A 25,205-nucleotide genomic window follows, 5' to 3' on the forward strand; every position below is an offset into this window, starting at 1 on the left:
TTTAACCCTCTTTAAACGATCAAGCTTTATGATGACTTACTTTATTTCTAACAAGTTACTGATTCCATGACCACTTCGCAAACCCCTGAACCTAATCAACAAAAAGATCCTGCTCAGCGTGATGCGGAGCGACTTAAGCATCATTATCCTTTGTCATTTTTGCTAAAGCTTTTGGCGCTGTTGTTGATTCTGTTTTTAATCGTATGTATTGCTTTTTACATCATGGCAGGGACCGAAAGAGGCACCAAGTTTATACTTGAAAGAATTGTTTCAAAGACTGGGGTTGAATTACAGTACGCTGAAGGTAATTTGCGCGATGGTATGTTGGTAAAGGACATCACCATGAGCGCTTCTGAAGATGTGGATATTCACTTCGTCAATACGTATGTCAAGATCGGCTGGCGTGCCATATTTGCCAGAGAAGTGCATCTAAGAGATGCGGATATTGAAACTATTGTTATTGAAAACCGTTTACCGCCGTCAGGCGATCCTTTCGAATATAAGACCTATGAGCTTCCGGTCAACTTACGTTTTGATAAAGCCCATATCAATAGAATTATCTACAACCAAGTCGGCAGAAAACCTGTTGAGGTTACTGATATTGAAGCAGATGATTTATATTGGGTGGGTACCAACCTAGATATCGGTCAAGCCACACTGCAATATAGTGATGTGGTACATATTGCTGACTTAGAAGGGTCAGTGGTGCTTGAAGGTAATTATCCTTTGGATGTGTCAGCGCTGGTCACGGTTAATCGCCTAGACAAGGTTTATATCGATCCTATTTATGTTGAAGCCACTGGTAGTGTGAAGCGCACCTATGGCAAAATCCGCAGTAAATATAATGACAGCAATGTAAATGGTGTCTTTACCGTACAAGGTCTTGATGACAACGCACCTTTTGAAGCCAAATTAAATTGGGATGAAATTGACCTACCATATGCTGAGGGTCAAGAAATTAGATTACAAAATGGTATGGCGACGGCGTCAGGCGTACTCTCTGATATTGAACTTAGAATTAATAGTCGATTGCTTGCCAAAGACATTCCTAGCGGCCATTATCAGGGCCGAGCCAATATCATTGATACCAAAAAAATGCTGCTACAACAGCTAACGGCTGAAACCCCAGAAGGCAACTTATTGGCCAGAGGTGTTTTGGATTGGGAAGATGATTTCACTACCAAAGCGATGATTTACAGTCGCAACTATAAACTACGTGGCTTACTGCCTAAGAGTGCAGCACCTTATGCACCCGAGTATCTAAATGGCGAGTTGGCGGTGGTCTATGATCTAAAAAATAAAGATGGCTTGATGCAAATTAATGGCAACTTGAAGCAGCGCGATGGAGAGCAGATCAAAGCCAAAGTGGTCAAAGGCGCTAAGCCCAATAATCCAAGGTTTGATGCGCCTTGGTATGTTGATGCCAGCTGGCAAAATCTACGTCGTAAAAATGTGCCTCAAGTGGGTGATATTGATAGCCCAAGCGGCGTGGCCAATGTCATGTTACGCGATGAGAAACTATGGGTGACGGCAGATGCTCAGATAAACAAATTGAATGTGGCACCAGCAGGTGACTACAAGGTGAAACTCTATAAGATCGATAACCTTATTAACCTACAGAACCTAAATTACGATGGGGTAATGGGTGATCTAGCGGGTAAAGGCAGTATCTTGTTGGCGACGAAGAAGTCACCATTGACTTGGAGTATTGACGCCAATACTAAGGGTCTACGTCCTCAAGCGTTCAAAGATTCTATTCCCGTCAATAAAGTCGTGGGCAAAATTAATGCGACAGGGAAAATGATAGATATCACCCGTCGTGTAAAAGGCAGGGTGGTTAAGGGTCAGCGTCATGTGTTTACCATTAATTCTTCTGATTTAATCTCTACCTTAACCGCTCAAGTCAATAGTACTGATCCCAAGAGTGGCAAAACAGTTTCGCAAAATCGCCATGTAGATATCATGGGGCGTGGTGATGGCGTGGTCGATATTTTAAATGGCACCCTACAGAATTTTGATGCGAGATTTAATGGTAAGGTCGCCACTCAAGGCTTACCGAAAGGTAACTTCATTGTGGATGCCAATGGCACCACAAACAATATCAATATTAAGAAGTTTAACCATAAAGGTGAGGCTGGAGACATTACGGCTTCAGGTAACGTGAATTTGAGCGATGGTATCAGGTGGGATATTAAGGCCAATACCAATCGATTTAATGTTGGCTTCTTTGCCCCACAGACAGAGGGTATTGTCACAGGTGATCTAAAAACTTCAGGTAAATGGCGTAATAATAAAACCAAGCTTGGCGACTTACGCGATTTTGAGGTCAAATTTAATGGGTCAATCGATACGCTTCAACTGCCCAAAGGTAAGCTGGTCTTAGATGCAGGCGGTGACGCCCAAGCCATTAACATTCGCAATCTAAGTCATGTGGGTGAAGCAGGTAGCATTATTGCCAAAGGCAAGCTTGATGTTAGAAATGGCGTCGCATGGAATGTAAATGCAGTCATGGATGACTTTAATCTTGGTTATTTTATTAAGGACGTACCGAGTAACATTACCGGCCGAGTTTCTAGTACTGGCTTATGGAAAGACAGTGTGCAGCGTATTGCTGTCGATAAGATGGCACTGCGTGGTGAAATTAACGGTCAACCTCTATTGGCGCAAGGTAATCTTAATGCCACTCTACATCTACCTAAAGACATGGGTCAGTATTTAGCGACCTTGAAGGCGACGGATGCCAGTGGTCAGGTTCAGAAGTTTAAGAGTGTGGTAGAAACCTTAAATGCCAATAATTTATTGCTGCAATGGGGAGACAACCAAGTTGTGGCAAATGGTAACACCGAGAATCTTGAAGCCAAAGTGGGCATTCGCGATTTACGTCAGATTAATAAAGACTTTGCAGGCTCTGTGCTAGGCGGCTTTACCTTGATGCAGCAAAAAGGCCAGGCACTGCCGACCATTTATGTGGACTTAACCGGTAATAAATTGGCGCTGCCAGGACTACTGCTAGAGAGGGGTGTGGTAAAAGGTAAGATTGTCGATTTGGCCAAGCGCCCAAGTACACTGGTGGTCATTGCAGATGGTTTACAGGCTTCAGGCAGTAAGTTTGAAAATGTGTACGCTGTATTTAATGGTACTGAGCAAGATCATACGCTGACCGTTAAAGGAGATACCACTAGTGCTAACAATAAAGTCGGTATCCAAGCCACTGTTAAAGGCGGCTTTAACCGTCAGAATAGTAGTTGGCGAGGCGTAGTAGGTGATGGAGAAATATCTACTGAATACGTTACCTTGGCTCAAAGTCAACCTGCTCAGCTTATTGCCTCGTTTGGCGGTAAATCTCCTGAAATTCAATTGGCTGCTCATTGTTGGGAGGCCACCGATCAGACTGGTAAGCTTTGTCTTCGTGAGAACCTAATTGCTTCTACTGCCAGAGGACAAGTTAACTTAGCCATACAACAAATTGACACCACCTTATTTGCGCCCTTTATGCCAAAAGATCTCAGTTGGCAGGCGAACTTAAATGGTAAGGCTGTTGTCGAATGGGGCAAAGGTATTGAGCCAGTTATTAATGCCACTTTATATTCGGACAATGGTAAGTTTGGCATGATCCAAGAAGGTCAGGATGAGCCAATTACTGTACCTTACAAGCGTATCTCTTTGATTGTTAGATCTTTTGAAGAAGGCTTGAAGTTACGTACTGATATTGATAATGGAAATGGCGCTAGAGGTTATGCTGACGTTGTGATTGATCCTTATAAAGAGGATAAACCAATATCAGGGGCGTTGGTGCTAAATGAATTGAATTTAGCCGTTTTCAAACCTTTCTTCCCAGGTATGCGTAAGCTGGCAGGTAATGTCACAATGGCAGGGGGTCTAGGGGGAACGTTAACCAGTCCGGTATTCTATGGGGATCTGAACTTAAGAGATGCCACAGTGGCCCTGTTAGATTTACCTGTTAATCTAACGGATATTAATGCCAAAGCCCGAATTAGAGGTCAAAGTGCTCAGCTCGAAGGGACCTTTATGAGTGGTGAGGGCGATGGACAACTTACTGGTATCGTAGATTGGAAACAAGAGCTGCAAGCCAAATTACGAGTGACAGGCGAGCGCTTGGTAATTACTCAGCCTCCACTGCTTTTTGCAGAGGTTAACCCAGATTTCAATATTGTCATTAAGCCAAAACAACAATATGTCAATATAGTGGGTGCGGTCTCAGTGCCAACAGCCACTATCAGACCGCCAGAAGCCAACGAAGATGTGGTTACCAAATCAGATGATGTGGTGGTGTTAAACCGTGCATTAATCGGCAACATTGAAGAGGTATTGGCTATCTCCAAACCTTGGTCAATCAATGCGGATATTGGGGTAGATCTGGGTAGTGATGTGAACTTCCGCGGGTTTGGGGCAGTATTACCATTGGCCGGCGCTGTTCATATTACTCAAAAAGGTCAAGGGGTAATGAATGCATTAGGCGTCGTTCAGGTGAGCCGCCGAAGTACCATCGATGTATTTGGTCAAAACCTTGATCTGAATTATGCTCAAGTACGTTTTAATGGCGATGTCGTTAACCCTCTTGTAAGTATTGAAGCCGCTAAAGAAATCGAAGGTCGTTCAGTCGGTGTGCGTGTTAAAGGTAGAGTTTCTGAACCCAACATCGTGGTATTCAACAATGCTGGTTTAACTCAGCAACAAGCTATGAATGCGCTAGTAACGGGTCGTATCTCGAATCCAGGGGCTACTCAGATTAGTGAGGAGGGCTTTAAGTCAGAGGTAACCAATAACTTGGCAGCGGCAGGCTTAAGCTTAGGATTGACCGGAACACGCAGCTTGACTAATAGTATTGGCGATGCGTTTGGTTTAGAGCGATTGACTATTGATGCTTCGGGTACCGATAGTGATACCAACGTTAACGTGACTGGCTATATTACCCCAGATTTGTATATTCGTTATGGGGTAGGTGTGTTTAACTCTCAAAGTAGCTTATCGTTACGTTATCAATTAACCCGCCGCATTTATGTGGAGGCCACTTCAGCAGCAGAAAATGCAGTAGACGTGGTGTACAGCTTTAATTTCTAGGACGTAGTTAATCTGAAGGCTGACTGCTATTGAATGAGTGCATTGTTTAATAAGCCAGTTAGCTAACCAGTCAATTAATAAGCAGTTAGTTAGCAAGCAAAGCAAAGAGGGGGCGACTTAAAGTCACCCCCTCTTTTTTTAACTGATTTCAATTGATTTTAACTGGATTATTTCGTTTTAATGTTTCTTCTCATAGGGTCGTTACACTATAAGTTAGCATCAGTATTAATAAATCAGTAAATCATTTGGTTAAAATTAATCGATTGTTGCGAGTCAAGCGCAGACGATACTCTTCGCCTTCATGTTGGATTCTCACTTCTTTAGTGAGGGCAAACAAGTGCTCAGACTGTAGCATAGGAAGTTGATTGTCACGTAAATGAAGTGCGCGTGAAATTATAGTGGCCATAAAGCTTAATCCTTAATTTTAGAAAGTTAAGAGTTTTCTATGATTCAATGTATTGAGCTATAAACTGTATAACTGAATCACGCTATAGATAAAACGCCATAAGCAACTTATAGAATTTATCTAATTGATAATGATTATCATTAACTCAATTATTATTTATTATGAGCTCCATTGCAAGTGTTTTATTAAATAAAATGAATACGGTGTTTGATTTTAATCAATCAGTGATTTAAAGATGACAATAAATATAAGGAGAAAGAAAACAGTGATAAATATTGATGTGGCAGTGGCGGTCATTCATTATGGCGACCAGTACTTATTGGGATTTCGTAAACCTGAACAACATCAAGGCAATCGCTATGAGTTTGTTGGCGGTAAGATTGAAGACAATGAAACCGCTGAGCAGGCACTTATTAGGGAAGTGTTAGAGGAAATAGGACTAGATATATCGGCACGCTGTCTAATAAATCCGCTAGGCATACTGCGACATCATTACGCCAATATTGAGACCCCTCATAAGTCAAAGCGGGTTTGCCTACATATATTTCGAGTAGAACTAACAGAGCAGCACTATCTTGAATGTCGCGATCAGCAACAGGGATGTGAAGGGCAACAGTTGCAATGGGTCAGTCTAGAAGATTTAGTAGCCAATAAATATCGGTTGCCGGAGGCGAACAAAACCATTCTACAGTGGCTGAAGTTGCCTGATTTAATAAGCATTACTCAAGATGTTGACAGTGATTTAGAGCTAAAGACAGAAGCTAAGTCTCGAGCTGCCGCGGATAATGGCATTGATATGAACACTAATGTTGATACCAATACTACTGATGACAGTCGACGACAACAGTGGTTGCACTGGTATCAACAAAAGCTGCCACTACAAGCTTGTGTTTACTTGCGTTTGAAAAACTCTGATTTGCCACAGCGTGAGCAACTGTTAAGCTCATTACTGGCGAATCGCCCTGATATTATGCTCATTATAGATTGCCAGTTAGCCAATTATTTATACAGCAAAAACATTTTACCTCCGCAGGTCATTGCTCAGCATTTAACCCAAAAAGTGATTGATGAGACTTATCAAGAGGCTAACCTCACTGATGTCTGTAATAATCTGCTGGCAGGTTTGCCTTTAACGGTTAGCAGTCATAACCAAGAAACGGTGCTAAAAGTTAATCAACTGGCTCAGTATCGTTTAAAGCACGATTTATCGCCAGTGATAGGTGTTTTTGTATCTCCAGTGCAACAAACGGCCACTCATCCTGAAGCCGTGCCATTGGGCTGGGAAGGGTTTCAGAGGATTGCTAGTGTGAGTGAAGTACCGGTTATAGCCTTAGGTGGTATGAGTTCAGAAGACTTACAGCAAGTAAGACATCATCAAGGTGACAAAGTAGCAGGAATACGAAATTTTTTAACGTAACCTCACCAAAAAATCAAAAATCCACAGTGAATTTACAAACAGTATCGTAATACTACATTTTTTGGATAGTAAAGCTATAGGCCGAATATTATGATGGCTATATCAAAAAAAGCGACGACATTTCAGGGCTTTACTAACGATTGCTTTGAAAGTAATTAGTTTAAGAGCAGTGTTTTTAATTTCTTTCAAAAGCTTGCTAAGCCTGTTAAGCCAGCCGAAAAACAGCTGAGCCAACAAATACTACTAGTAACGCTTCATTTAACTGACGTAGGTTAAAGTAATGATTACCAGACCTACTGTTCAGTTACCTGCTATTGGCTCAAATGGTTAAGCTTTGAAACAATGCTTGAAAATACATTTTATTGAGATAGCGGAATTGGGTAGGCATTTTATTTATACAGCTTATTATTTAACTGTTTAATTTAATTATAGTCAGCCAAGACTAGACAAATGATTGTTCATTAATATTTACTTATTTATTGATCAAGGGCATATTCATCGATACTTGGGTTTAAATACTTATTTATATTGTGACCGCTTATCTTTTGATGACTGCAAATAATTATTTCATATTCCGCTTTTTGAATTGAACCTATAGATACATCGATACTCTTATGAATAAATACAGCCACGACATTCCAGATAGAGCCTTTATGAAGGCGTTACTTAAACACACAGGCATTGCTCTAGCGCTATTAGTGCCGTTAGCTGCTTACTCTACTTTCTCTCATGCTGAAGTGGGCACAGTTGGAGCTCAAATGAATGCCTCAGCAGGGGCTAATGCAGCTATGGCGACAGTACCTACCTCAGTAGATAGGGTGGATTTAAATAAATATGCAGGACAATGGTATGAAATTGCCCGTTTTCCTATGTATTTTCAGCGTAACTGTGCCTTTGATGTAACAGCCACTTATAACTTGAATAAAGATGACAGTGGCAAATTAAAGTCAGTTGATGTGATCAATGAGTGCCGTAAAGCAGATGGCTCAATGATGAAAGCCAAGGGTCTTGCAACGCCTGCTAATGATACAGGCAGTGAGCTTAAAGTGACCTTTCTACCAAGTTGGATTAGATGGTTGCCAGTAGGTAAAGCAGACTATTGGGTATTACAGCTTGATCAAAACTATAAAACTGCTTTGGTAGGAACACCAGACAATAAATATCTATGGATGTTGTCACGCACACCGACCATGGCTCAAACGACCTTTGATCAGTATAAAAATGTGGCGAAGATGCAAGGTTATGATATTAACAAGCTTGAAATAACTACGCATACCGGCATGCTTAAGACTATCGTAAAAGCTGATAATACAGCCCCTAATGATAAGACGGCGAATACCACAAATAACATGAATAAACAGCAGACGACACAGCAAAATCCAAATTCAAGTAATAAACAGACCAGTAGCTAATCTATTAACTTCTACCCGTTGAAGACAGAATGTTATAAACGAAGATAGTTATAAAAACAGGTATTGAGTTAGTTAGGTCAGCTAATTTGACCACATTGCTTACTATCGTGCTGGCTAAAATTGCCAATATGCTTTAAAATCAACTTCGAATTTAGCCTTAGATAGAATGACCATCACAAACCTGCTTTTGGCATCCATTAGCAGGTTTTGGCAATATCTAAAGCAACCTTATTTAATTTAGCTACTATTTTCACTTCACTAACCCCTTCACTTCATTTACCCAAAGGATGACTATTGTGAGTAATGCTAATACGCGCCGTGAGTTACATCAAGTTCATTTAGCCAAATATCAACAACAAGAAAATCAGGCTTATGAGCTCGTAAATCAACTGCATAATCTTTATAACCATAAAGACGTAAAAGTTAACTTATTTGGTGAAACACTTAATGGGCTTTCAACTGCAGACTTACTAACCAAAGTTCAGCAGACTGCTGACCGTAACGATGGTGAAGCATTAAGTCTTGATGATATTATCGCTACTGTAAAAGAAGTGGTAGACAATCAAGATATTAAAACTGCCGTGGTTGATGCTGGTCAATTGTTAAAAAACAAAGTAAGCGTTGTTGATGCGTTAGCAAAAGCAGATAAATCACAGCCAGCAGCCAGTGAAGCGACTGATGTTGTTCTTTATGGGTTTGGTCGTATTGGCCGTATCTTAACTCGTTTATTGCTTGAAGAGGCAGCGACTGATAAAGGCCTACAGTTAAAAGCGTTTGTGGTTCGTCCTGGTAAAGAAGGTGATATCGCAAAACGTGCTTCTTTATTAGAGCGTGATTCAGTTCACGGTACTTTCCCAGGCTCTATCATTGTAGATGAAGAGAACCAAGGTATTATCGTAAATGGTCGTTTCGTACAAGTTATCTATGCCAATGACCCAAGTGAAATCGACTATACCAGCTATGGTATTAACGATGCCATCGTTATTGATAACACCGGTATCTGGAAAGATGAAGCGGGTCTTGGTAAGCATTTACAAGCCAAAGGCGTTAAAAAAGTATTGTTAACAGCCCCTTCTAAAGGTGACATCAAAAACATCGTATATGGTGTCAACAATGACACTATTGGCGATGACACTATCGTCAGTGCTGCTAGCTGTACTACTAACGCTATCACTCCTTCGCTAAAAGTACTTAACGATGAGTTTGGCATTGTTAACGGTCATGTTGAAACTATCCATGCCTTTACTAACGACCAAAACTTAATTGATAACTATCATAAAGCTGACCGTCGTGGCCGTAGTGCGGTATTGAACATGGTAATTACCAGTACTGGTGCTGCTAAAGCAGTTGGTAAAGCTTTACCTGAATTAAATGGTAAACTAACAGGTAATGCGATCCGCGTTCCTACACCAAACGTTAGTATGGCTATTTTAAACTTGAATCTTGAGAAAGCACCTGAAAGTGCGGACGCACTAAATGCTTTCTTAAAGCAAGTTTCTCAAAGTGATGCATGGCAGTCACAAATTGCTTATACTGATTCTACAGAAGCTGTTTCATCAGACTTTGTCGGTACTAAGCAAGTAGGTATTGTTGATGCACAAGCGACTATCGTTACTGACAACCATGCGACTGTTTATGTATGGTATGACAACGAAGTAGGCTACAGCACTCAAGTATTAAGAGTGGCTGCTCAAATGGCAGGTGTTCATTACACTAATATTTCTGCTTAATCAAAGCGGTCTAAATCAGCTTTAAGCATTACTATTGGTAAAGAATATCAGTAAAGCCATTGCAAATAGTCATTTTTGAAAGTACGGTTTGAAATTTTTGTTGCTTCTTAATGAGATTGGCATCAAAAAATCAATTATTAATGTGCTTTGATAACAAAAGAATGACTGATACGATTTGCAACGATACCCGATAATCGTTATGGTTATCGGGTATTTTTATTAAAGGTATCAGTAGATATTAATTCTATTTAGTCAATCGTATCCATTTAATCAATAATAATGCTGTAGAATACGGCGTTATAAAAATCAACACTATTTTCTAGAATTGTTTTCACGAAAATATTATATTTCTAATAAGCAATGCTTCTGCGCTATGTGGAAGTCTGTAATTAGCCAATTTATGTTAGACCAATTTAAAAGAAGTTAAGGGAGCAAAACCAATGCGATTTATCGATGAAGCAATTGTTACTGTCAAAGCAGGGGATGGTGGTAACGGCATTGTGAGCTTTCGCCGTGAAAAATATGTTCCTCGTGGTGGGCCAGATGGCGGTGACGGCGGTAAAGGTGGCGATGTCATAGTCGTTGCTGATGACAATACAAATACTCTAGTGGATTACCGCTATACACGTCGCTATGATGCGGGCCGTGGCCAAAATGGACAAAGCAAAAACTGTTCAGGAAAAGGGGCCGATAACATATACCTACGTGTCCCTATCGGTACTACCATTATTAATAATGAGACCGGTGAAGTAGTGGGTGACTTGATTGAAATTGGTCAAGAAGTTCTAGTTGCCAAAGGCGGTGACGGTGGATTAGGTAACACTCATTTCAAAAGCTCAACCAACCAAGCCCCGCGTAAAGCCACTTCAGGATTCGAGGGCGAGCTAAAAGAGCTTAAGTTTGAGCTTAAAGTGGTGGCAGATGTTGGTTTGATTGGATTACCAAATGCTGGTAAATCGACATTTATTAGACAAGTGTCTTCTGCCAAACCAAAAGTAGCCGATTATCCGTTTACCACCCTTGTGCCAAACTTAGGCGTGGTAGATGTGGGCATACATCGTTCATTCGTAATGGCCGATATTCCAGGTTTAATCGAGGGTGCTTCTGAAGGGGCAGGTTTAGGAATTCGTTTCCTAAAGCACGTGGCCCGTACCCGTCGTCTATTGCATATCTTAGATATTAAACCTATTGACGGTAGTGATCCTGTCGAAAATGGCCACGTTATTTTAAATGAGTTAGAGCGATTCTCACCCGAATTGGCCAATTTGCCACAGATTTTAATTTTAAATAAAATCGATCAAGTGCCTGACGAAGATGAGTTAAATGAGCTTTGTCTACATATCGTGGCAGAACTAGGCTGGACAGGCGCTGTATTTAGAACGTCTACCTTAACCGGTCAAGGCGTAGATGATGTTAAATACCATCTAATGAATGAAATTGAGCGTGAAAAAGAGCGTGAAGAAGAAGATTCTTTATTTGCTGAAGCGCAACGAGAAAGGTTCGAACGTCTTGAAGCTGAGGTCCGTCTAAATACAGAAGAGCAGAAAGAAGCGTATCGTGCCGCACGACGTGCTGCTCGTGAAGCTGCCTTTAGATCAGACAATGGAGACGACGATGATGATGGCGTAGAAATTATTTACGCCCCATAGTCGCTCCTTCACTCATCTCGTTAGGTCATTAGTTAACAGTGATATGGTTAGCTATAAAAAGCATTATCTATAAACGATTGTCTAACTTACTGGCGAGATGAGTGATTTCTATCTTTACTAGATTCTTATATTTATATATTTACTAGGTTTTTATATTTACCAATAGTTAGCAGTGTTTACAAAGCATATTACTATTCTATTCATAAAATTTTGGGAAGAATTATGAGTGCTAATAACAATCAGAAAAACTCGAAAATTGCAAAACCAAAAGATGTCGAACCAAAAGCTACCAAATCAAAAGCTAGCAAACCAAAAGCCGTAAAATCTAAAGTCAGCATACCCAAGCCCACTGAATTAGATGATAGCCGCTTTGCCACTGAAAAAAGATCATTTGATTTACAGCGTGTCATTGTAAAAATCGGCTCCTCTTTATTGACTAATAACGGCAAAGGCTTGGATCGTACCGCGATATATGAATGGGCCAGTCAAATTGCTAAATTACACAATCAAGGCAAAGAAGTCATATTGGTTTCATCAGGGGCAGTAGCGGAAGGCTTAGTAAGAATGGGTCTGGAAGAACGCCCTAAGAAATTAGAAGCGCTGCAAGCCTGCGCTGCCATTGGTCAAATGGGATTGATAGAAACTTGGTCATCGGCTTTAATCCAAAGTGGAGTACGCAGTGCACAGATACTGTTGACCCATGATGATTTGTCTAACCGTGAGCGTTATCTTAATACCGCCAATACGCTACACAAGCTTTTGTCGTGGCGTGTACTGCCCGTTATTAATGAGAACGATACCATTACTGTGGACGAAATTAAATTCGGTGATAATGATACGCTAGGAGCGATGGCTGCAGCGATGGTTAGCGCTGATTTGTATATTATTTTAACCGACCAGGACGGGGTGTTTACTGATAATCCTCGTGAAAATCCTGATGCAAAAATGATTCGTCAAGAACGTGCCATGGCCGATTACCTATATGATATTGCAGGAGAGGGCGGCAAATTAGGTAGCGGTGGAATGCTGACTAAAATTAGAGCAGGCAGATTGGCCGCCATGGGCGGTTGTCCCACTGTGATTGCAAATGGCAGTCTTGATAAAGTAATTACCCGTATTGTTGATGGAGAATCGGTCGGTACGCTATTACAAACTAATCAACAAGATAAAATAATCGCCCGTAAACAGTGGTTGGCAGCGCATCTTAGAATGTCAGGCACCTTGTTTATTGACGCTGGTGCAGTACATGCTATTACCGTACAAGGCAAGAGTTTATTGCCTGTGGGCGTGGTTGATATCCAAGGTGACTTTGATGAAGGCGATGTGGTAGCCGTTGTCGATGAAACTACCAAAGAACGTATTGCAGTCGGCCAAGTGAATTTTTCTTCTGAAGAAGCCAGACGTGTGGCTCGCGAAAGAACCCATAATTTTGAAAAAATATTGGGCAGCTCAGAAGAGCGTGTGGTGATGATACACCGTGATGATATGGCCATTTTAAATAAATAAGGGCCGTTAGGTGTAGAGTGTGGCATAACCTGATACCATTGATAGGTAGTATTCTATTCTACCTATCCATTTCGATTATAATCTAGTGACTTTAAAGAGATAATAATGTCTATAATGAATTCTGATTCTGTTAACAATACTCACAATTTTGCACCGTTGAAAAACGATCGTTTGCTCAAAGCTCTACGCTTCGAAGAGGTGGACATGACGCCAGTATGGATGATGCGCCAAGCAGGCCGCTATCTTCCAGAATACAAGGCAACTCGAGCAGAGGCAGGTGATTTTATGAGTCTGTGTAAAGACACTGCGCGTGCAACAGAAGTCACGATGCAACCTTTAAGACGTTTTGATTTAGACGCCGCCATTTTATTCAGTGATATTTTGACAATACCAGATGCTATGGGATTGGGACTATATTTCGAAACCGGAGAAGGTCCTAAGTTTAAGCGCACTTTACGCACTGAAGCCGATTTTAATCAGCTTGAACCTTTTAATGCCAATGATTCTTTAGGGTATGTTATGGATGCCGTTACCAGTATCCGTAAAGAACTGAATGGTTTGGTGCCTTTGTTTGGTTTTTCAGGCAGTGCTTGGACTCTAGCGACGTATATGATCGAAGGTGGTAGTTCAAAAGATTACCGTTATACCAAAGGTCTTCTGTACAGCAAGCCTGAATTTTTACATCAAATTTTAGATCATATTACGTCAGCAATCATTGATTATTTGGACGCGCAAATTGTCGCAGGCGCCCAGCTTGTACAGCTGTTTGATAGTTGGGGTGGCGCTTTAGCACACCGTCAATTTAAAGAGTTCTCACATAAGTACAACAAACGTGTGGTGTCTGAGCTTAAACAGCGTCATCCTGATGTGCCTGTGGTGGTATTTACCAAGGGCGGTGGTCTGTGGTTAGATATTCAAGCAGATACTGAGGCAGATTGCTTAGGTTTGGATTGGACCATGCCACTAGATAAAGCCCGTGCTATTTTAGCGCAAAGTAATAAGCAAATCGCGGTTCAAGGTAACTTAGATCCTGCCACGTTATATGGCTCACCTGAACTTATTCGTCAATCGGTTAATGCTATGTTAGACGATGCTTATGCAGGCGGTGTTAAGACTGGCTATGTGGCTAACTTAGGCCATGGTATTACACAGTGGGTAAACCCTGAAAACGCCAAAGTATTTATTGATGCGGTGCATGAATACAAGCTCTAAACTTTGATAGGTTTAAAACCTTAATTGGTTTAAAACATGAACGGGCTTAAAACTTAGGTGGTACAAAATAGGCTTATTCGTGAATAAGCCTATTTTGTACTGGGTAGTTCCATAATAATGAAATACTTTGTCTAAGTGAATAAATGCATAGGCGACTAAAATAGTCGGGTTTAAGACATTGAATAGCATTAGATGATAACGTAAACTTCATAAATAGAATGACTCTTTGAAAAATAAGGATTATATTTAATCAGTCTAGGTTATCTTAATCTCAGTTATTTTAAATAGTAAGACGGATTTTATTTAATCGGCTTTTAATCAATCAGATAGGATGTGATATGTTACAGGCAGCCATTGTAGGTGGAACAGGGTATACAGGTATTGAACTTATAAGATTGTTATCTTCTCATCCAGAAGTAACCATCAAATGGTTAACGTCGCGATCCGAAGCGGGCAAGCCTGTTGCCAGTATTTTTCCGAGCCTACGTGGTATATCTGATTTAACGTATAGCGACTTAGGTGAAGATACGCTTGAAGCCCTTGCAACTTGTGATGTTGTATTTTTTGCCACTCCTCATGGTGTGGCGATGCAGCAAGCGCAAGATTTGGTAAACGCAGGGGTTAAAGTTATTGATTTAGCTGCTGACTTTAGGCTGCAGTCTTTAGAGCAGTTTGAACAATGGTATAAGCACAAGCATGCTTGCCCAGAGCTGCTAAAACAAGCTGCTTATGGTCTGCCTGAGATTAACCGTGAAGCCATCAAGTCAGCACAAGTGATTGGCAACCCTGGTTGTTATCCTACGACCGCTATATTAGGCTTAAAACCTATTATAGAAGCCCAAAATAATGAAAACGAGCCATTGATTGAGTCTCGCATCATTATTGATGCCAAATCAGGCATTTCTGGTGCAGGACGCCAAGCTAAGCTTGATCTTAATTATGCCGAAACTACCGATAATTTTAATGCTTATGGGGTAACTGGGCACCGTCACCTACCTGAAATTGAACAAGGGGTACACCAGTTATTAAACAGTAAATTTACCCACAATATTCGGTTTGTTCCTCATTTAGTACCGATGATTCGAGGTATGTTTACCACCATTCATTTGGGACTAACTGACGCTGGGTGTGCCTTGAACTTGCAGCAAGTTTATGAAGACGCTTATCAAAATGAGACGTTTATTGATGTGTTACCTTCAGGCGAATATCCAGATACTCGCAGCGTAAGAGCCAGTAATAGACTTAGAATTGCGGTATATCAAGACAATCAGACCAAGTCAGCGACTATTCTGGTTGTTCAAGATAACCTAGTAAAAGGGGCAGCAGGACAAGCAGTACAGTGTATGAATGTCATGTTTGGGTTTGATGAATCATTAGGATTGAACCATATCCCTGTGGTGCCTTAGATACCCTTTTAAAAGATAGCCTTTTAAATCGACATCAACTTTAGACGTTAGCTCTCGATACCTGTAATTGGTCAGGTATCTTCAATAAGATGTCAGATGTTTAAAAACCTATCTAAGTTTTTGATTGGTCGTCAATTATAAGTAAACTAAACAGTTTTAAATGTAGTTGTATATTAAAATACATGGCTTATGTTATTTGATATAAAAAATTGGCGACATAAATATTACATTGAATCCAATCTGCTGTTAGTTATTACATTGAGATTTAGGTATAATACCTTGCCTTAAATCTGCCATGGAATATGGCGGCCTAATTAATTGCCGATTCATAAGATACGAGTCTAGAACACATGCCCACCGAAATCAGCAAATCCACCCCGAAAAATGTGAAGCGATCATCCAATGGTGTGATGAGTCCGCTGATATTGGTTTTATTTGCGAGCGCCGTATTATTAACTGGCGTTATTGCTACTGCCTTTGGCCATAAATTTGGTTATTACAGAGGCTATCAAGCGTCGCAAGAAGACGCAAAGCTTAAGGGTGATGCACAGCAATTGACTGCTGAAGATATCAAGAAGATGAAGCAAAATGTTCAAGCATTAATTGCTCAATTGAATACTGCTAAGCAGGAGCGTGATATTAGCCTGAATAACTTAGGCCAAATGCGTCAAGATATGCAGCAGTTAGAAGTGACAAACTTACAGCTGATTCAGGTCAATCAGGTCTATGCTGACACTTTGGTAGAGCAAGGCGGCTTACCGTTACAAGTGGTGGGTGCTAAGATGGAGCCTTTACCTGAGAATGCCTTTGAATATCGTTTTGATGTGGCAATGTTAGCGAAGGATGGGCAACAACATCGTCTAAAACCGACCTTAACCTTATTGGATGAAGACAATTTAGTCGATGTACCTTTAGAGCCAAGTACCTACGATATTAAAGGTATTGCCCGTATTAGAGGTCGTTTTGTGATGCCAAAAGGTTTTAGACCTAAGCAGGCCAAATTGAACCTTGAGTCTAATGGTCAAAAAGTTGAGCAGATTTATAACTGGGAGTTGGCAAGTCCTGTAGATAAGATGCCACTTTCATTATCAGAAGTGCCAGAAACAGATCAGCGCCCTGTTACTGAAGGAAAAGGCAACACCAAAGGCAGTACACAAGGCGATACCCCTTAACTATTATTTATTCAGCGGCCCATAAGTTTACTAATTAATGATGCATATGATTAAAAGTACCAATACTATTTCTCAAACCAATAAGCAGATGTCAGGGGACTGGCATCATCCAGCGACTCTGCCTATTTTGCATCCGTTAAAGACACTGCCTTCTCGACTCATAGATGATGAGGTTGAAGAAGATGGTGAAGTTGAGGTAATGGTCGCTGAGCCTGATCTTGCTGAGCCGCCTATGTATGCGGTTGTGATGTACAATGATGACTATACACCGATGGAATTTGTGGTGTATATCCTACAGTCTGAATTTCGTCATGACACCACTAGTGCGGTTGAGATTATGCTTAATATTCACAATCAAGGTCGTGGTATTGCTGGTATTTATCCCAAAGACATTGCTGAGACTAAGGCTAAGAAAGTCAATCAGACGGCCCGCAAAGAAGGCTATCCACTTTTGACTCAGATTGAGCCTCATCAAAGCAGTTAATTTTAAGCCACCACCGACAATTGTCCGTTAATCACAATATATTTGCTTAACCATAAATCCCTCATAATCTAATCGCTTAAAATCTAGCTCCTTAACCGCTAACTTCTTGAAGTCTAATCCCTTAGATTCTAATCCCTTGAAAACTAACTATCGATACCCCATTTATTAAGGAATAATAATAGCGGTGTCAGCCTCATAAGCTGGGGCCACTTTCTCCTTATCCTTCTACTATTTTTTGTTTTCATTGCCTACTATTTTCTTCCCTTCTTTTTTGTTCCTTATTATCTTAGCTTGCATAACGCATTGAAATTGAGCGAAAAATTTGTGTTAGGTTTGAGTATCTATTAAACACATTGTCAGCAAGTTGACTTGATTTTTAGCATGGCAAACCCTACCTACTTAATAAGTGGATAAGATCTAAGTGAAAAAAGCAAGTTACAAAAAAATCGTGATATCAATAATATCATTGTCATTAACTACCCCAATTCCCTGTTAACTTGTTATAGTTAACTATCTATTAAAATTATACTCACAAAGATCTTACCAAATAAAAAATTACAATATTGACAGGATACCTCTATGTTAAGTCGTCATCTCGAAGTTTCCTTGCGTCTAGCCATGACGCTAGCTCGACAGAAGTCTCACGAGTATCTCACCGTTGAGCACTTACTATTGGCGTTGTTAGAAAACAATAATGCTGCCACTACCTTAAAGGCTTGCGGAGCTGATATTGCTAGCTTACGCTCGGACCTTGAAGCTTATATCGAAAAACATACACCGACTTTAGATGCGGATTTAGAACAAACGCCTCAGGCTACTCAGAGTTTTGATCGCATTTTGCAGCGTGCAATTTTTCATGTGCAGTCTATCGGCTCCGGTCGTCTGGTACAGGGCTCAGATATCTTAGTATCTATGTTCTCTGAACACGATACTTATGCGGTTTACTTGCTCAAAAAACAAGGGGTGAGTCGTCTTGAATTGACTCAGTACTTGTCTCATGGTTCAGACGGCGATGAAACTCGTGATTCAGGCCCTGAAGCAGAATCTGCTGAAGCTAAAGGGGCAAGAATGAAAAAAGACCCTCTAACTGAGTTTGCCCAAAACTTAAATAAAAGAGCGGCGGAAGGTAAGACAGATCCCTTAATTGGTCGTCAGAGCGAAATTGAGCGTACGGCACAAGTACTATGTCGTCGTCGCAAAAACAACCCGCTATTAGTGGGTGATCCAGGCGTGGGTAAAACCTCAATTGCTGAAGGTCTGGCTTGGTTAATTATCAATAATAAAGCTCCGAAACCTTTACAGGGCTGTGTTATTTATAGCCTAGATATTGGCTCTCTAATTGCGGGTACTAAATACCGTGGTGATTTTGAGAAGCGGATGAAAGGATTGCTTGATGCGTTAAAAGCCAAACCAAATGCTATTTTGTTTATTGACGAAATTCATATGATTATTGGTGCAGGATCATCTATGAGCAGTAATATGGATGTCTCGAACCTAATCAAGCCTGCTTTGGCCAACGGTGAATTAAGATGTATTGGGTCAACCACATTTACTGAGTATCGTCAGGTATTTGAAAAAGACCATGCGTTATCTCGTCGTTTCCAAAAGATTGATGTCAACGAGCCTAGCATTGATGACAGCATCGAAATTTTACGCGGCTTAAAACCGCGTTATGAAGAATTCCATAATGTGGAATATACTGATGCTGCCTTAGTGAGTGCAGTTAAATTATCTGCTAAACACATTCATGAACGTTTCTTGCCAGATAAGGCCATTGACGTTATTGATGAAGCAGGTGCTTACAAGCGTCTTGGTGTTACCCCAGATGCAGACCAAGTGGAAGACGAAAATCAGTTAATAAATGAGTTAAGTCATTCAGACTATGATCCTGTTAAAGATCAAGATGATGCGTCAATAACGGATGAGAAAGACGTTAATGATGATTTCGAATTGGACCTTGACTTAGAAAAAGACGCCCAAGCAAATGATTCAGCAGACGAAGACTTAGAAGCGGATGCTGAGCTTGAGCAAGATGACTCTAAAGCAGACTTAGATGAAGATAAGCAAGTAGCGCCTACGGTTATTGATGTAGAAGACATTGAAGCGATTATCTCTAAGTTGGCTCGAATTCCACCTAAATCAGTGTCTAACGATGATAAATCATTGTTACAACACTTAGAACGTGATTTGAACCGTTTAGTATTTGGTCAGAGTGAAGCGATTAAGACTTTGTCTGATGCTATTAAGTTATCAAGAGCAGGATTGAAGTCATCTGATAAGCCTATTGGTTCCTTCATGTTTGCTGGCCCAACAGGGGTAGGTAAAACTGAAGTTTCTAAACAGTTGGCGAATCTGATGGGCATAGAGCTTGTGCGATTTGACATGTCAGAGTACATGGAAGCGCATACTGCATCACGCTTAATCGGTGCGCCTCCAGGCTATGTTGGCTTTGATCAAGGTGGTCTATTAACTGAGAAAATCAATCAGCACCCACATTGTGTGTTATTGCTAGATGAGATTGAGAAGGCGCACCCAGACGTATTTAACTTGTTATTACAAGTTATGGATCACGGTTCATTAACTGATAATAACGGCCGTGTTGCCAGCTTCAAGCAAGTCATCTTGATTATGACCACAAACGTTGGTGCTGATAGCATTAGCCGTGCGTCAATGGGCTTTACTAAGCAAGATCATAGTAAAGATAACACTGAAGCGATGAATCGGGTATTCACCCCTGAATTCCGTAACCGGTTGGATGCGATTATTCAGTTTAACCCACTAGACTCTTCTATCATTGTTTCAGTGGTAGACAAGTTCTTAGTTGAGCTTCAAGCCCAGCTTGATGACAAGCAAGTGGTATTAGAGATTGACGATGAAGTTCGTGAATACTTGGCTGACAAAGGTTATGACCGTTTGATGGGTGCTCGTCCTATGCAACGTCTGATCCAAAACGAGATCAAAAAGCCATTGGCTAATATGGTATTGTTTGGTGACTTAGCGGAAGGTGGTGCAGTGCACGTGACGTTGAATGATGAGCCTTTTGAAAGTTCTGTAGACAACAGTGGTAAGGCGGCAGCAGAAGGCAGTCGTATTTTACTAACAGTGGTTGAGCAGCACGGTCAGCGTGGCGTAGAATACGCTGAAGGTTAAATCGTCAGAAGTCTAAATGGCTAAATAGTTGTTAGATGAGCTATAGCGATTTAGGCCAACGAACTAAGCACTAAATTAAGTATTGTTATTTCACTCCAAAAAGAGGTTACCCTAGGGTCGACCTCTTTTTTTATCCTTATTTAATTATCATAAAATTTGACAGAATATTGAATCAGTTAAGCCTTATAATTCTTAATATATAATCAAAATAAGAGTATTCCTATGCAGCTATTTGACACAGATCAGCCCCAAAAGAGTGACGCTGAAAAACAAGCTATTTTAGCGCGGGTGAAAATGCCTGAAGATTGGAAGTTAGCCTTAGCGGACGAACTGACTTCTCAAAATATGGACAACTTAAGAGAGTTCTTAAGACAAGAGTATAGTGCGGGAAAAACGATTTATCCCAAAGGCAGCCAGATGTTTAATGCTTTTAACTTAACACCACTGTCAGAAGTGAAAGTGGTTATTTTGGGTCAAGACCCTTATCACGGTCCTGGGCAAGCGATGGGTTTGTCTTTTTCTGTGCCCAAAATAATACCTAAACCGCCTTCGCTTAATAATATTTTGAAAGAGATGGCCGATGATATTGGTACAGTGCCTTCAAGACATGGCGACTTAACGCACTGGGCGAAACAAGGCGTGTTGCTTTTAAACGCTTCTTTGACCGTAGAAGAGGGTGATGCTGGCAGTCACCAAGGCAAAGGCTGGGAGCAATTTACCGATGCGGTTATTGATGTGATCAATAAGCAGACCGAGCATACTGTATTTATTCTTTGGGGAAGTAAGGCTAAGCTTAAAGGCAAGTTTATTGATACGGATAAACACCTTATTTTATCTGCTGTCCATCCTTCACCACTGGCAGCCAATAGAGGGGGGTTTTTTGGCACAAAACCTTTTTCTAAAGCCAATGAATACTTAATTCAACATGGCAAAAGTGCAATAGATTGGCAACTACCTCAGTAATACTAATTCTAGAAATTAACCTATTAAGGCAAACAGGCACAAACAAGACAACCAGTCGATTTAACTGGTTTGCCAAAGATGGATAATTTTCTAGAAAGGTATAATTCTTATTTAAAAGCTTTTGCTATGACTCATTTACAAGTACAAAATTTAAAGGCCATGACGACGGTCAATGGCCATACAGCTGATTTATCGACTACTGATTTATCCAAAGCCAAGTTTTGGTCGCTCAGTGATGTTAAATGTATGCAAGCTGCTTTAGAGTTGGCACAACAAGGCGCTTCTAAAGAAGAAGTCCCTGTGGGGGCGGTGTTGGTACAGGAAGGCAATATTATAGGCGAAGGGTTTAATCAGCCTATATTAACGTGCGACCCTACGGCCCATGCTGAAATAGTCGCGCTTCGTTCGGCCTGTTCTGCGTTAGAGAACTATAGGTTGCCTGCTAATACCACGCTATATGTGACATTAGAGCCTTGCACCATGTGCCTTGGCGCTCTAATCCATGCTCGATTGTCGCGGTTGGTATTTGCCACCCAAGAGCCTCGAGCTGGAATGGTGGGTAGCCAATTGAATTTGGTTGAAATGGATTTTTATAACCACAAAATAGCGGTTAATTACGGTCTGCTACAAGCCGATAGCCAGCAAATCTTAAAGTCGTTTTTTAAGGCAAGACGAACTAAAAAGAAAAACAGTTCGAGTTAATAATCGAGTTTTTAACAACGATTAAAGGCTAAAAAGATAATTGAACTTTTGTGGGTAAATCGTTAATTTTATCTAGTGATGCAGCGCTTTATTTGTTATAATCTTGCACTATTTGCGTTTACAGTCGTGTAGATGCCTCTTTATTAGTTAGTTAATACGCTATTAATAAAAAAATAACGAACAAATATAGCCGACAGTAGTGACCTACAAACGGCTAATATTATAAAATAAATAGTAGGTGATAAAAGATGAGCTTTCCAGTGATTACAATAGATGGCCCAAGTGGTGCAGGAAAAGGGACCGTCTGTTTGAAACTGGCTCAAGCTTTGGATTACCGCTTACTTGATTCGGGGGCTTTGTACCGAATTGTTGGTTTAAAAGCTTTTGAAGCAAAGTTGCTAACTAATACAGAGTTAGACAGTAAAGATGAAGAGAATATCGCTGAGCTAACCAACAAGTTACACATACAGTTTCTACCTCGTGAGACTGGCGAAGTTGATATCGTGGTTGATGGCAGTAATGTCGCCGGTGAGATAAGAAATGAAACGGTAGGGGGTTATGCCTCTAAAGTTGCCGCCCTGCCTAAAGTAAGAGCGGCATTATTAGCACTACAGAAAAATATGGCAAACGACTCAGGGTTAATCGCTGATGGTCGTGATATGGGTACAGTGGTATTTCCCAATGCGGATGCCAAAGTATATCTGACAGCCAGTGCGGAAGCGCGTGCCAATCGCCGCGTTGCTCAATTAGAGCAAGCAGGGCAAAGTGCGGATTACCAAGCCATATTGCAAAGCATTCAGCAACGAGATGAGCGTGACGAAAATAGAAGCGTTTCTCCTTCTAAACCTGCTGAAGACGCTTTGGTATTAGACAGCTCTCAGATGAATGCTGAAGATGTTTATTCGAAGATTAAAGAGTTCTGCCAAACTAAGGGTATTTGCTTTAGCGACTAAGCTATTTTGTTAGTTTAATTATCTCTTGAGAGTTTATTGATACTTTCTTAGATAACCTAACGGCATATTAGGCAGTTCATCAAACACGAGATGTGAATCGAGTTTGATACCACCCAAACAAATTTAACGTTTTTTTTAAATGGGGATGAAAAGAGTAAAACCAGCGTCAATCTTTTATCCTCATTAACTTGAACCGTACTGTGCTGGACAGGATACGGCTATATTAAGGTAATCATAATGGAATCATTTGCTGAACTATTTGAAGCGAGTCTAGAAGAGCAGGGTCTTGATATTGAGCGTGGCTCAGTAATCAGCGGTGCTGTTGTAGCAATCGATAGCGATTGGATTACAGTTGACACTGGTTTGAAGTCTGAGGGTGTTGTAGCTCGTGAAGAGTTCTTAGACGAAAATGGCGAGCTTGAAGTAGCAGTGGGCGATAGCGTTGATGTTGTTGTTGAAGCTGTTGACAACGGTATGGGTCAAACCCTACTGTCACGTGAAAAAGCAAAACGTGTTGAAACATGGAATGCGCTTGAGAAGCTATTTGAAGGTGATGAAATTGTTAAAGGTATCATCTCAAGCAAAGTAAAAGGCGGTTTTACTGTTGATATTGGTTCAGTACGTGCTTTCTTACCAGGTTCATTAGTTGATGTTCGTCCAATCCGTGACACTACGCACCTTGAAGGCAAAGAACTAGAATTCAAAATTATTAAATTAGACCAGAAACGTAACAACGTAGTTGTTAGCCGTAAAGCGGTTATGGAAGCTGAAAACTCAGCTGAGCGTGAAGAGCTACTTAATAAGCTTGAAGAAGGTATCGAAGTTGAAGGTATCGTTAAGAACCTAACTGACTATGGTGCATTCGTTGACCTAGGCGGTATCGATGGTCTACTACACATCACTGATATGGCATGGCGCCGTATTAAGCACCCATCTGAAGTTGTAGAAGTGGGTCAAGATCTTAAAGTTAAAGTACTTAAATTTGATCGTGAGCGTAACCGTGTAAGCTTAGGTCTTAAACAGTTAGGCACTGATCCTTGGGATAACGTAAGCGGTACTTACCCAGTAGGTAGCATCGTTAAAGCTCGCGTAACTAACCTAACTGATTATGGTTGTTTCGCTGAGATTTCTGACGGTATCGAAGGTCTAGTACACGTTTCAGAAATGGATCACACTAACAAAAACATCCACCCATCTAAAGTAGTTCAGATTGGTGATGAAGTTGACGTTATGATCCTTGATATCGATGAAGAGCGTCGTCGTATCAGCCTAGGTATCAAACAAACTCTACCAAACCCATGGGAAGAGTTCGATAAGAAGTTTGACCGTGGCGATAAGCTAACAGGTACTATCAAGTCAATCACTGACTTCGGTATCTTCATTGGTCTTGACGGTGGTATCGATGGTCTAGTTCATCTATCTGATATCTCTTGGAACGAAGCTGGCGAAGAAGCTATCCGTAACTACAACAAAGGCGACACTGTTGAAGCTATGGTTCTTTCAGTTGATGCTGAAGCCAACCGTATCAGCCTAGGTATCAAGCAGTTAAGCTCTGATCCGTTCAACGAGTACCTAGTAGGTAACGATCGCGGTTCAATCGTAACTGGTACTGTTAAAGAAGTTGACGCTAAAGGCGCAACTATTACTTTAGCAGATGAAGTTGAAGGTTACTTACGTGCCTCTGAAATCCAACGTGACAAAGTTGAAGATGCGACTAAACATCTAAACGAAGGCGACACTGTTGAAGCGAAAATCATCAGCGTTGACCGTAAATCACGTGGTATTAGCTTATCAATCAAAGCTAAAGATGAAGCTGAAGAGCGTCAAGCTATTAAAGAGCTTGGTAGCACTCAAGCTGCTCCAGAAGCACAGCCAAAAACTATCGGTGACCTAATCAAAGAACAGATGCAAGAAGACTAATCTTTGACTAAATATCGATAGCTATACGCTATGGTTATAAA

16 protein-coding genes are annotated in these 25,205 nt (G+C 40.8%); 15 read left to right on the forward strand and 1 reads right to left on the reverse strand.

What is annotated here, in order from left to right:
• Window positions 1–66: 66 nt before the first annotated feature.
• Window positions 67–5,082, forward strand: a complete 5,016-nt coding sequence (locus tag LK453_RS09120) for a translocation/assembly module TamB domain-containing protein (RefSeq protein ID WP_007395226.1) — start codon at window positions 67–69, stop codon at window positions 5,080–5,082.
• A gap of 241 nt (window positions 5,083–5,323) precedes the next feature.
• Here LK453_RS09120 and hemP read toward each other — a convergent pair whose 3' ends face one another.
• Window positions 5,324–5,488 carry a hemin uptake protein HemP gene (hemP, locus tag LK453_RS09125; RefSeq protein ID WP_007395225.1) on the reverse strand — a complete coding sequence of 55 codons (165 nt, stop codon included), beginning with the start codon at window positions 5,486–5,488 and terminating at the stop codon, window positions 5,324–5,326.
• A 265-nt stretch (window positions 5,489–5,753) separates the two neighbouring features.
• Between hemP and LK453_RS09130 the strand changes: the two genes are divergently transcribed.
• From LK453_RS09130 to rpsA, 14 genes are all read left to right on the forward strand, one after another.
• Window positions 5,754–6,905, forward strand: a complete 1,152-nt coding sequence (locus LK453_RS09130) for an NUDIX domain-containing protein (RefSeq protein ID WP_052628390.1) — start codon at window positions 5,754–5,756, stop codon at window positions 6,903–6,905.
• Between the two features lie 614 nt (window positions 6,906–7,519).
• Window positions 7,520–8,317, forward strand: a complete 798-nt coding sequence (locus LK453_RS09135; RefSeq protein ID WP_007395222.1) for a lipocalin family protein — start codon at window positions 7,520–7,522, stop codon at window positions 8,315–8,317.
• A gap of 287 nt (window positions 8,318–8,604) precedes the next feature.
• Window positions 8,605–10,047 (forward strand): glyceraldehyde-3-phosphate dehydrogenase, encoded by a 1,443-nt coding sequence (locus LK453_RS09140; protein ID WP_007395220.1) that lies wholly within the window; start codon window positions 8,605–8,607, stop codon window positions 10,045–10,047.
• A gap of 440 nt (window positions 10,048–10,487) precedes the next feature.
• On the forward strand, window positions 10,488–11,696 hold the full coding sequence (gene obgE / locus LK453_RS09145) for a GTPase ObgE (RefSeq protein ID WP_007395219.1): 1,209 nt from the start codon (window positions 10,488–10,490) through the stop codon (window positions 11,694–11,696).
• Window positions 11,697–11,918: 222 nt separating this feature from the next.
• Entirely contained in the window at window positions 11,919–13,202 is a 1,284-nt protein-coding gene (proB, locus tag LK453_RS09150) for a glutamate 5-kinase (protein WP_227674371.1), read from the forward strand.
• 105 nt (window positions 13,203–13,307) lie between these two features.
• Window positions 13,308–14,414, forward strand: a complete 1,107-nt coding sequence (gene hemE / locus LK453_RS09155) for a uroporphyrinogen decarboxylase (protein ID WP_007395217.1) — start codon at window positions 13,308–13,310, stop codon at window positions 14,412–14,414.
• A gap of 338 nt (window positions 14,415–14,752) precedes the next feature.
• A complete protein-coding gene (gene argC / locus LK453_RS09160) occupies window positions 14,753–15,820 on the forward strand; it encodes an N-acetyl-gamma-glutamyl-phosphate reductase (RefSeq protein ID WP_007395216.1) in 1,068 nt (355 codons plus the stop codon).
• A 350-nt stretch (window positions 15,821–16,170) separates the two neighbouring features.
• Window positions 16,171–16,992 carry a hypothetical protein gene (locus tag LK453_RS09165; RefSeq protein ID WP_201541640.1) on the forward strand — a complete coding sequence of 274 codons (822 nt, stop codon included), beginning with the start codon at window positions 16,171–16,173 and terminating at the stop codon, window positions 16,990–16,992.
• Window positions 16,993–17,029: 37 nt separating this feature from the next.
• Window positions 17,030–17,476 (forward strand): ATP-dependent Clp protease adapter ClpS, encoded by a 447-nt coding sequence (gene clpS, locus LK453_RS09170; RefSeq protein WP_007395214.1) that lies wholly within the window; start codon window positions 17,030–17,032, stop codon window positions 17,474–17,476.
• 579 nt (window positions 17,477–18,055) lie between these two features.
• Complete coding sequence (locus tag LK453_RS09175; protein WP_201537855.1) at window positions 18,056–20,626, forward strand: AAA family ATPase; 2,571 nt, start codon at window positions 18,056–18,058, stop codon at window positions 20,624–20,626.
• A 294-nt stretch (window positions 20,627–20,920) separates the two neighbouring features.
• Window positions 20,921–21,589: a uracil-DNA glycosylase gene (locus tag LK453_RS09180; RefSeq protein WP_376751556.1), complete on the forward strand. Its 669-nt coding sequence runs from the start codon at window positions 20,921–20,923 to the stop codon at window positions 21,587–21,589.
• Window positions 21,590–21,715: 126 nt separating this feature from the next.
• Window positions 21,716–22,291 carry a tRNA adenosine(34) deaminase TadA gene (gene tadA / locus LK453_RS09185; RefSeq protein WP_313596386.1) on the forward strand — a complete coding sequence of 192 codons (576 nt, stop codon included), beginning with the start codon at window positions 21,716–21,718 and terminating at the stop codon, window positions 22,289–22,291.
• A gap of 248 nt (window positions 22,292–22,539) precedes the next feature.
• On the forward strand, window positions 22,540–23,244 hold the full coding sequence (gene cmk, locus LK453_RS09190; protein WP_007395210.1) for a (d)CMP kinase: 705 nt from the start codon (window positions 22,540–22,542) through the stop codon (window positions 23,242–23,244).
• Between the two features lie 237 nt (window positions 23,245–23,481).
• The gene (gene rpsA, locus LK453_RS09195; protein WP_007395209.1) at window positions 23,482–25,164 is read left to right on the forward strand and encodes a 30S ribosomal protein S1; all 1,683 of its coding nucleotides are present in this window, start codon (window positions 23,482–23,484) and stop codon (window positions 25,162–25,164) included.
• Window positions 25,165–25,205: the final 41 nt, after the last annotated feature.

It is taken from the genome of Psychrobacter sanguinis (assembly GCF_020736705.1).
In the GTDB taxonomy this organism is placed as follows: domain Bacteria; phylum Pseudomonadota; class Gammaproteobacteria; order Pseudomonadales; family Moraxellaceae; genus Psychrobacter; species Psychrobacter sanguinis.